Consider the following 9443-nt stretch of genomic DNA (forward strand, 5'->3'; position numbering starts at 1 on the left):
AAATAACGGCAAAAAGAATTTGGACTGATCCTTGCAATTTCTGCAATCTCCTCCAAATTGATCTTATTCCGGAAATTCGCAAAAGTATACTCATAAATATCCTTAATCCTATCGTTGCTGATTTCTTCTTTATGCTGAACATAACCAATTGAAGACAACATTTCCAGCTGATCACATTTGGAAATCTCTACCAGCGCCTGGATCAGACAAATGATCCGCTCTGTTCCCTCTGCATGCAACATGTAAGCCAGGATCTCTTCCACCTTCTTTTTATTCCTGCCTTCCACTTTAATACCTCTTTTCGCCTTTTCAAGAACATCTTTCAGGGGCTTATTTTCTGGCAGGTTAAGGAAATACTCACCCAAAAAGCTTTCTGAAAAATGAGCAACCTTTACATCTGCATAATTTTCAGATCCCTCTTCCTTATACCCCTCATCGAATCTCCAGTAATGGGCAAGATTAGAACCAATCAACAACAGGTCTCCAGATTGAAATTCAGTGATACTGTCTCCAACAAACTGAGTTCCTTTACCTTTCACAAAATGGATCAGCTCCACTTCAGGATGATAATGAAACTTATTGTTCATACTTGGTTTCAAATCATGACGTACGCTGAAAGATTGTGTAGGACTTTTTGAAATTTTTAGCAGTTGAGGTTTCATACATTCTAAATTTAAACCTTGAAAATTGCAGAATACAATTAAGCAAAGGGAGTTAAAATTTATTTTGGTTTATATTTGTTTTCTAAAGTTGGGAAACTTATTTCAGAATTAAGTTGTACATTCTCCTCAAAGATGTGTACAAAACAAACATGGTATGAACAGAAAGATAAGTGAAGAAATCAAAATTGATCCTTCAGATGTGCATCAAAATTTTAAAGACGTCAGCATAAAAATATTCTGCTGCAGGTACTGGATCCTGGAAGAATGGGAATGTGATGACCTTAAAGCACCTTTCTGGAGAATTTACCATAACTCTGTTGCAGGTTCTTCCATTCGCTATAAAGGCAAAACCATTCCAATGAACCAGCAAACCATCCTGATCATTCCGCCAAACACCTCTTTTTCTTCGCAGCTTAAATACCCCTTTAACAAAGAAGACGAATCCATAAAAGGCAGAAAATTTACAGAACAAGACCGCCTGGAGCAACTGGCTGCAAAAGGGAAAGTAGACCAGATGTTCTTCCATTTTTCTCTTGGCTACCCTCTGGACTTTGTACGCAGTGGTATACATGAAATCCAGTTTAACGAAAGAAACAAACTCCCTCTGGAACAAATCAAACAAGCCTGTATCTCAGACACCATCACCGGCTTTCAGGAAAGTCTGCGAATCAAGCAACTGATAGCCGACTGCCTGCTCCAGCTCCCCGCAGAGATCTGGGATTCAGGAAATATAGACCACCGGATCCTGAAATCGATCAAATTCATGGAGGCCAATTTCAAAAGAAAGATCACCAATGATCAGCTGGCCGATACTGCAAACATGGCTACGAATTCCTTTGCCCGTCTTTTTAAAACCAGTACAGGCACAGCCACGCAGCAATACATTTTAAAACTCCGGATACAAGCCTCCTGTAACCTGATGCACCACACCAACAAATCCCTCGACGAAATTTCGTATGAATGTGGCTTTTCAGACCGTCATCATTTCTCCAAAATCTTTAAAAAGATCCTTAAAGTAACCCCTTCAGATTATAAAAAACAGTTAAAAATGGTTTAACCTGCCGGAACTATCGTATATACTTTATTTTTCTCCGTTTTAAAACTAATCCTGTATTTACCCAGACTATTGATCTCCTGCAGCTTTACACCAGCTGCATTTTCATATTTTCCAGTCTCGGTAAATGACATCAGCGGATTTACCCCATCCTTTTCTATAACCTTAACCTCAAGTACCTTTACAGGAACAGCAGTTCTCAATACACAATTCCCACCTGCCAGCGAAGTGATCTTTGCCTGACTCAGTTTACCACCAGCCCATTTAATGTTCACCTCAAAATTGCCACGACCTTTAATGCCTTTAATTTCTCCTTCCGGCCAGGCATCTGGCAAGGCCGGCAATAAATTCAGTTCACCGCTATGGCTTTGCAGCAACATTTCTGTAATACCCGCAGTTGCTCCAAAATTACCATCAATCTGAAAAGGCGGATGTGCATCAAATAAATTCGGATAGGCACCTCCTCCACTCATCTGTTCCTTCGCCTTGCCCGGATCAATATAATTCAAACCGGAAAGAATCATCTTATAAGCGTGGTTACCATCAAGTAATCTGGCCCACCAGTTGATTTTCCAGGCCATTGACCAGCCCGTGCTTTCGTCTCCTCTTTGCAATAGAGACTGTTTGGCTGCTGCTGCAAGTTCAGGTGTTCTGAGCGGAGAAATCTGGTCTCCGGGATACAAACCAAACAAATGAGAAATATGGCGATGTTTATCATTAGGATCATCCCAGTCATTAAACCATTCCTGTAATTGTCCATACTGTCCAATATGATAAGGATACAACAGCGGAATCATCTTTTCCAGCTTAGATTTAAACTCAGAATCCGTTTTTAGGATCCCCGCAGTTTTAACCGTATTGGAAAAAAGTTCTCTGATGATGGCCATATCCATCGTACTGGCTTTGGACAGCTGGTATTCTTTTCCTTCAATCTTAACCGTATTTTCTGGTGAAGTAGAAGGATTGGTTACATAATAAGGTGTTTGATTGTCTTTAACCAGCCAACTCAGCATAAACTCAGCGGCCCCTTTCATTAAAGGATAGGCTTTTTCTTTTAAGAATTTCTGGTCTCCTGTAAACTCATAATGCTGCCAAACATGTTGGCAGAACCAGGCCCCAGCCATTGGCCAGGCCGACCATCTTGGCATCCCCTTCGGGTCCCAGTCGTAGCCTCCCGCAGGAGAAGTCTTGGCCCAGATATCAGAGTTGTGATGGGCAAGCCACCCCTCCTGAATATTGTAATTTACTTTAGCCGTTTTAGCACCGTTTACCGCCAGTTGCTCCATAAAATTAAAGAGCGGTTCGTGACATTCAGACAAATTGGTATTCTCTGCCAGCCAATAGTTCATTTCTGTATTGATATTGGTGGTATAATTACTGCTCCAGGGCGGCTGAACCAGATCATTCCATATGCCCTGAAGATTAGTCGCTCGGGAATCTTTTCTCGAACTGGAGATCATCAGATAGCGTCCAAACTGATAATAAAGCATTTGTAAATGCGGATCTGCCCCACCCTTATTTAAACGAAGCATCCTTTCATTGACCGGCAACTTCAAAGCCTCCGCATTAACAGGAAGATTAAAGCTCACTCTTTTGAACAAACGCTGATAGTCGGCGAGATGTGCTTTTTTCATCGTCTCATAAGTTTTTCCGTAGGCCAGCAGGATGTGTTGTCTGGCCTCAACAGCAGGATCTTTTCCTTCCAGCCCTGGCGACTTATCAATACCATTAAAACTAGTTCCTGAACTGAGATATAAGGTAACCGCATCTGCACCAGATACAGTCAATGCATTTCCAGACCTTTTCACCGATCCACCTTCAGGTTTGACGCGCAGGTGAATCTCGAAGTTCATACCTTCCCCTTCCCAGTCATCATATTCAACCTGCTTGGGTTCATAATCACGATTGGCTACAAATTTTGGTGCTTTGCCTTTTAAAACCAGATCCTGGTCGTCCGGAGCATTTACCTGATATTTCAATTTGCTGGAAAGCCCCGCATTAAACTGAATTGATCCTTTACGGTCCGCACTGATCCTGACCACAAGTATCCGGTCTGGATAACTGATAAAAGCCTCCCTTGTGTACGTAACACCCGCAATCTTATAACTCACCTTAGCAATTGCGGTGTTCAAATCCAAATCCCGCATGTAAGCCGTAGCCGTAGAATCCTTTAATTTAAAATCCAGGATCAAATCACCCAATGGCAAATACTTCGCAGAATAAGGTCCCTGCATTTTTTTCCAAAGCTTAGCCGCTTCGTCATATTTACCTTCAAAAACTGCCTTTCTAACCTCCGGAAGTACAGTTGGCCCATTGGAATTATTCCCATCATTTGGACTGCCAGACCAGAGTGTATTGTCGTTTAACTGCAAGCGCTCTTTATTCACCCTTCCAAAAACCATAGCACCCAAACGACCGTTTCCAAGCGGCAAAGCTTCTTCCCATACCCCAGCAGGTCTGGTATACCACATTCTAAGGCCAGTATCTTCCTGCTGTCCCATAGCGTAGGAACTCCAAAAAAGAACCGCAGCTAAAATCGTTTTCTTCATAACGAGTCTTTTTCTATCAGGTAAATGGTTAAACTCCTTGGTCCATGGGCACCAATCACCAGGCTCTGTTCAATATCCGCCGTCTTAGAAGGTCCGGCGATAAAAGATCCAAAGCCAGTACGGTTCACATCTGTTTTTTGATAAGCATGATGCATTGTCGGGACAATTTCTTTCTCTTCCAATACAATAAACAAGTGCTCACAAATAAAAGGCAACAGACGGTTCACCATAGCGAGCTCATCTACCCAGACTGCACTGTTCTCAGCTACACCAAAAGAACCTTTTATATATAAGGTATGTAGCAAAGCAAGATCAGTAGCTTTCCAGGCTTTTATTTTCAACCGGTCTTCTTCCGTGCAATCAATGACATCAACACAGAACTTCTCCTGATCTTCTTCCCCAAACCGGTTCTTTACTTCTTCCAGGTTTTTTACCCGGACCAGCTGGCCGCCAATCTTTGTCAACACCTGTTCAAATACCACTGCAGGTTCATCATAACGGATTAACCGTTCAAAATCAATCACCGGCAAATCCCTCTGGGCAGGCTGGTTCTCCGCCGTTGCCTGTAAAATACGATCTCTGGAATTCATTAGCTTCTGTTTTTTTGATACCATTCTCCAAAGCTTTCCGCCGGAGGTGCAGGCATATCCCTTTGTTTATACCAGGGGTTAAATCCATTATTCACCAAAAAAGGTGCATATTTTAGTGTCGTTCTGCCCATTTTTCCCGAAAAATGGTATAAAGCCGGGCTCGATAATACTGCAGCCATGCCCTCCATACCCAATTTTTTGGAAACAGGCGCATATCCCGCCTGCACAATCACCTGTCTCCATTTGTACAGTTGTTCGTGAATATCAATCTTCACCGGACAAACGTTACTACAGGAACCACAAAGTGTAGATGCAAATGGTAAATCCGCATTGGCTTTCATATCCAGATTTGGATTTAATATAGAACCAATCGGCCCGGCAACCGCTGTATGATAACTATGACCACCACTTCTGCGATAAACAGGACAGGTATTAAAACAAGCCGCACAGCGGATACATTTCAGGGAATTCCTGAAATCGGCACGGCCAAGCTGCCTTGTCCTTCCGTTATCTACAATCACCAGGTGCATTTCTTGTCCTTCTCTCGGACGGTGAAAATGGCTTGAATACGTTGTAACCGGCTGTCCGGTAGCACTCCTGGCCAGCAAACGTAGAAAAACACCAAGGTGTTCTGCTTTAGGGATTATCTTTTCAATGCCCATACAAGCAATATGCACATTGGCCGTATGGGCACCCATATCAGCATTCCCTTCGTTGGTACAAACCACAAAGCCACCCGTTTCTGCAATAGCAAAATTAACCCCGGTAATGGCCAGTTCTGAAGCGATAAAATAATCCCTGAGGTGCTGCCTTGCAGCCTCCGTTAAATATTGGGGGTCATTATTTCCCTTTTCTGTATCCAGGAAATCGTGAAATGTATCACTTACATCCTGCTTCTTCAAATGTATAGCAGGCAATACAATATGGCTTGGTGCTTCCTTTCTGAGCTGAACAATACGTTCACCCAAATCCGTATCCACTACACTAATCCCCTTCTGGATCAGGTATTCGTTAAGGTGACACTCTTCGGTCAGCATACTTTTACTTTTCACAATCCTTTTCAGGTCATGATCTGCAATAATCTGATGAACAATCCGGTTATGTTCTTCTCCATCTGCTGCCCAATGCACCCGTATCCCATTGGCTGTAGCCTTTTGCTCAAAACTTTCCAGGTAATGGCTCAGGTTAGAAAGTGTATGATCTTTAATCTGTGATGCCCATTCCCTTAACTGTTCCCATTCCGGTATTCCATGAGCAGCCAGGTCTCTTTTCTTTCTGACAAACCATAAAGTTTCATCGTGCCAGTCGGTCCGCTCCTCATCTTTAATAAATTGCGCCGCAGCCTGGGCATGATCCTGTACTTTCATGATAAATGGTGATTTAAGATTTCTGCGATATGAATAATTTTGACCTTACTTCCCCGGCGCTTTAAAATACCTTCCATATGCATCAAACAGGAAAGATCGCCAGCTGTAATGTACTCCGCCCCATTCCTTTCATGATCCAGCACCCGGTCTTTTCCCATTTTAACAGAAACGGCTTCCTCTGTTACGCAAAAGGTACCCCCAAATCCGCAGCATTCATCCTTTCTATCCAGTTCCACCAGTTCCAGACCATTTACCATAGACAACAAATGTCCGGGTTTAGAAAAAGGTTCAGCCATGAGTTCTGTCATCTGGGAAAGCTTCAATCCACGCTGTCCGTGACAACTTTGGTGAAGTCCAACTTTATGAGGAAACGAGGCCTCCAGTTTTTCAATTTTTAAAACATCTACCAGGAATTCCGTCAGTTCATAAACCTTAGTACGGATATCCTGTGCAGCCGCTTCATTTTCCTCTGTATGCAAATGGTCTTTGATGTGCATTACACAACTCCCCGAAGGGCAAACAATGTAGTCATACCCTAAAAAATTCTGTACAAACAAATTGTTACAGCCTTTGGTTAAGTGCTCAAAGCCAGAATTGGCCATGGGCTGCCCACAGCAAGTCTGATTTTTAGGATAACTCACCTCCAGTCCAAATTTCTCCAAAAGCTCCAGTGTTGCAATAGCCGCTTTAGGATAAAACTGGTCTACATAACAAGGAATAAATAAAGCAACCTTCATATTAACTGTTATTTAAAGCACGGTCTAAGTGTACATAACCACCATCTACATGTAACAATTGCCCAGTAGTATGGCTCGATCTTTCAGATAACAAAAACAAGGTCATATTTGCAATCTCTTCCGCAGTGGTCATCCTTTTCCCCAATGGAATCTTATCTACAATAGATTTCAATTTCTCTTCTGGATTTCCTAATGTATTGATCCAGGTTTGGTATAAAGGCGTAAAACACTCGGATACAATTACTGCATTCACACGGATACCATAAGGCAATAACTCCACCGCCCATTCACGGGTCAGCGCATTTCTCGCTCCATTAGAAGCGGCATAACCTGAAGTCCCACCTTGACCTGTTTCGGCGGTTTTAGAGCCAATATTTACAATCGACCCGCCCGATGCCTTTAATGACGGTAAGGCATATTTGGCCATTAAAAAATAATGAACCACATTTTTATGCAAGCTGTCTACAAAATCAGTATAACTGCCATTTTCAAGACCAATACTATCATTTACACCAGCGTTATTTACCAGGCCATCTATACGGCCAAACTGATGGATCACTTCATTTACCGCACGTTCGCATTCTTTGGGATTTTTTAATTCTGCTTCTATCTGTGCAGCCTTTCCCCCAGCCTTTTCTATTTCCTCAACTACTTTTAAATTATCCGCTTCCTTCCGGCCAATAATTACCGGTATTGCTCCCTCCTGTGCCAGCAATTTTACAATCCCTTCTCCAATGCCTTTCGCACCACCAGTCACAACGATTACTTTATTCTTTAATTGTAAATCCATTTTATCTGCTTATAATTTATAGAAACGAACTGCATTACCGCTCCAGAATTGTTCTTGTTCCTGTTTTGAAAATGACGAAGTATAGTCCTCCATCAATCCGGTTACCTGACCATAAGTTGCTGCCAGCCTGCATACTGGCCAGTCAGAACCAAACATCACCCTATCGGTCCCAAATGCCTCAAACAGAACATCCAGGTAAGGTTTAAAGTCTGTTGCTTTCCAGTTGCTCAAATCTGCTTCTGTAACCATCCCGGATGCTTTGCAATACAAGTTTTCATATTTGGCCAGTGCCTTGATCGCACGGCTCCAATCGCTTATTTTCCCATTTTTAATATCCGGCTTTCCAAGGTGATCAAGAACAAAAGGCTGATCCGGGAACTCAGCAACCAGGGTTTCTGCATACTCCAGCTGATCCCGAAAAACCAGAATATCATAAGTATAGCCGTGTTTCCCCAGTAATTCAATACCTTTTTTAAAGGCCGGGCGCAACATCAGTGCCCGGTCTTGCTCTCCCTGCAAAATATGCCTGAAGCCTTTTAATTTATCATATCCCTGGTAACCAGCAAGTTTATCTTCCAGATTCCTTGCCTGAAGATCCACCCAACCCACAACTCCTTTAATAAAGGAATGCGCTTCTGCATTTTTAAGCTGGAACAAGGTCTCTTCGTCCGACTGGTCGGCCTGCACCACCACACATCCTTCAAAACCATAATGTGTCAAAATGGGCAGCAGGTGCTCCGGCATAAAATCATCTTTCAGGATACCCTCCTTGTCACTTATCCAGGTATCTCGTTCAGCCTGGTATATCCAGAAATGCTGATGTGAATCAATCCTTGACATAATTTTTAGCCACCTGCTTAGAAGTACCCAACCCATCTATCCCCAATTCTACCACATCACCATCCTTAAGGTACACGGGAGGATTAAAACCCAAACCCACACCTGCAGGTGTACCTGTAGAAATCACATCACCAGGAAGCAGGGTCATAAACTGGCTCACATAAGAAATCACAAAAGGCACATCGAAAATGAAGTTAGAAGTATTCCCATCCTGCATCATTTTACCATTCACACTTAACCAAAGACGAAGATTGTTTACGTCTTTGATCTCCTCTTGCGTAGCCAAAAATGGTCCTATAGGCGCAAAAGTATCACAACCTTTTCCCTTATCCCAGGTACCATTTCGTTCAATCTGGAATTCTCTTTCCGAAACATCATTATGTAAAGCATATCCTGCAACATAGTCCAACGCCTCCTCTTTTTCTACATAAGAAGCTTTTTTTCCAATCACAACTGCCAGCTCCACTTCCCAGTCTGTTTTGACCGAATTTTTGGGAATGGTAATCTGATCAAAAGGACCAGTCAATGCCGTTGTCGATTTCATAAAGATCACTGGCTCCGGAGGAAGCGGTGCATTGGTTTCCTTCGCATGATCTGCATAATTCAATCCTATACATACAATCTTAGAAGGACGTGCAATTGGCGAGCCTAATCTTTCTCCTTCTGCAATAGCAGTTAATTTTCCTTTATGCTCCTGAAGAAACTGCTCCAAGCGCGCTAATCCATTATTTTCAAAAAAGGCCTCATTATAATCTTCACCAAAAGCAGAAGTATCGTACTTTACATCGTCAATAATTACACCTGTTTTTTCTTTACCCGCAAGGCCCCATCTAATTAACTTCATAATCTAATTC

Annotated in this window: 9 protein-coding genes; 1 reads left to right on the plus strand and 8 read right to left on the minus strand. The window is 42.5% G+C overall.

Features of this window, described 5'->3' with window-relative positions:
* Positions 1 to 662, minus strand: a 662-nt coding sequence (locus tag DBR11_RS21065) for a cupin domain-containing protein (RefSeq protein ID WP_108554591.1), incomplete at its 3' end; no start/stop codon positions are given.
* A 154-nt stretch (positions 663 to 816) separates the two neighbouring features.
* Between DBR11_RS21065 and DBR11_RS21070 the strand changes: the two genes are divergently transcribed.
* Positions 817 to 1719, plus strand: a complete 903-nt coding sequence (locus DBR11_RS21070) for a helix-turn-helix domain-containing protein (protein WP_108554592.1) — start codon at positions 817 to 819, stop codon at positions 1717 to 1719.
* Here the strand turns inward: DBR11_RS21070 and DBR11_RS21075 are convergent.
* From DBR11_RS21075 to DBR11_RS21105, 7 genes are read right to left on the minus strand one after another with little or no spacing between them, the layout of a single operon-like run.
* Positions 1716 to 4265: a glycoside hydrolase N-terminal domain-containing protein gene (locus DBR11_RS21075; protein WP_108554593.1), complete on the minus strand. Its 2550-nt coding sequence runs from the start codon at positions 4263 to 4265 to the stop codon at positions 1716 to 1718. The two genes, DBR11_RS21070 and DBR11_RS21075, sit on opposite strands and share 4 nt — an antisense overlap.
* On the minus strand, positions 4262 to 4855 hold the full coding sequence (locus tag DBR11_RS21080; RefSeq protein ID WP_158275348.1) for an LUD domain-containing protein: 594 nt from the start codon (positions 4853 to 4855) through the stop codon (positions 4262 to 4264). Before DBR11_RS21080 ends, DBR11_RS21075 begins: the two co-directional genes overlap by 4 nt.
* A complete protein-coding gene (locus DBR11_RS21085; RefSeq protein ID WP_108554595.1) occupies positions 4855 to 6222 on the minus strand; it encodes a lactate utilization protein B in 1368 nt (455 codons plus the stop codon). Before DBR11_RS21085 ends, DBR11_RS21080 begins: the two co-directional genes overlap by 1 nt.
* Positions 6219 to 6959, minus strand: coding sequence for a (Fe-S)-binding protein (locus tag DBR11_RS21090; RefSeq protein ID WP_108554596.1), 741 nt, complete (start codon positions 6957 to 6959; stop codon positions 6219 to 6221). Before DBR11_RS21090 ends, DBR11_RS21085 begins: the two co-directional genes overlap by 4 nt.
* A 1-nt stretch (position 6960) precedes the next feature.
* Positions 6961 to 7749, minus strand: coding sequence for an SDR family oxidoreductase (locus tag DBR11_RS21095; protein ID WP_108554597.1), 789 nt, complete (start codon positions 7747 to 7749; stop codon positions 6961 to 6963).
* A 9-nt stretch (positions 7750 to 7758) separates the two neighbouring features.
* The gene (locus tag DBR11_RS21100; RefSeq protein ID WP_108554598.1) at positions 7759 to 8589 is read right to left on the minus strand and encodes an amidohydrolase; all 831 of its coding nucleotides are present in this window, start codon (positions 8587 to 8589) and stop codon (positions 7759 to 7761) included.
* Complete coding sequence (locus tag DBR11_RS21105) at positions 8576 to 9433, minus strand: fumarylacetoacetate hydrolase family protein (RefSeq protein ID WP_108554599.1); 858 nt, start codon at positions 9431 to 9433, stop codon at positions 8576 to 8578. The genes DBR11_RS21100 and DBR11_RS21105 overlap by 14 nt, the downstream gene beginning before the upstream one ends.
* Positions 9434 to 9443: the final 10 nt, after the last annotated feature.

It is taken from the genome of Pedobacter sp. HMWF019 (genome assembly GCF_003061025.1).
Classification (GTDB): domain Bacteria; phylum Bacteroidota; class Bacteroidia; order Sphingobacteriales; family Sphingobacteriaceae; genus Pedobacter.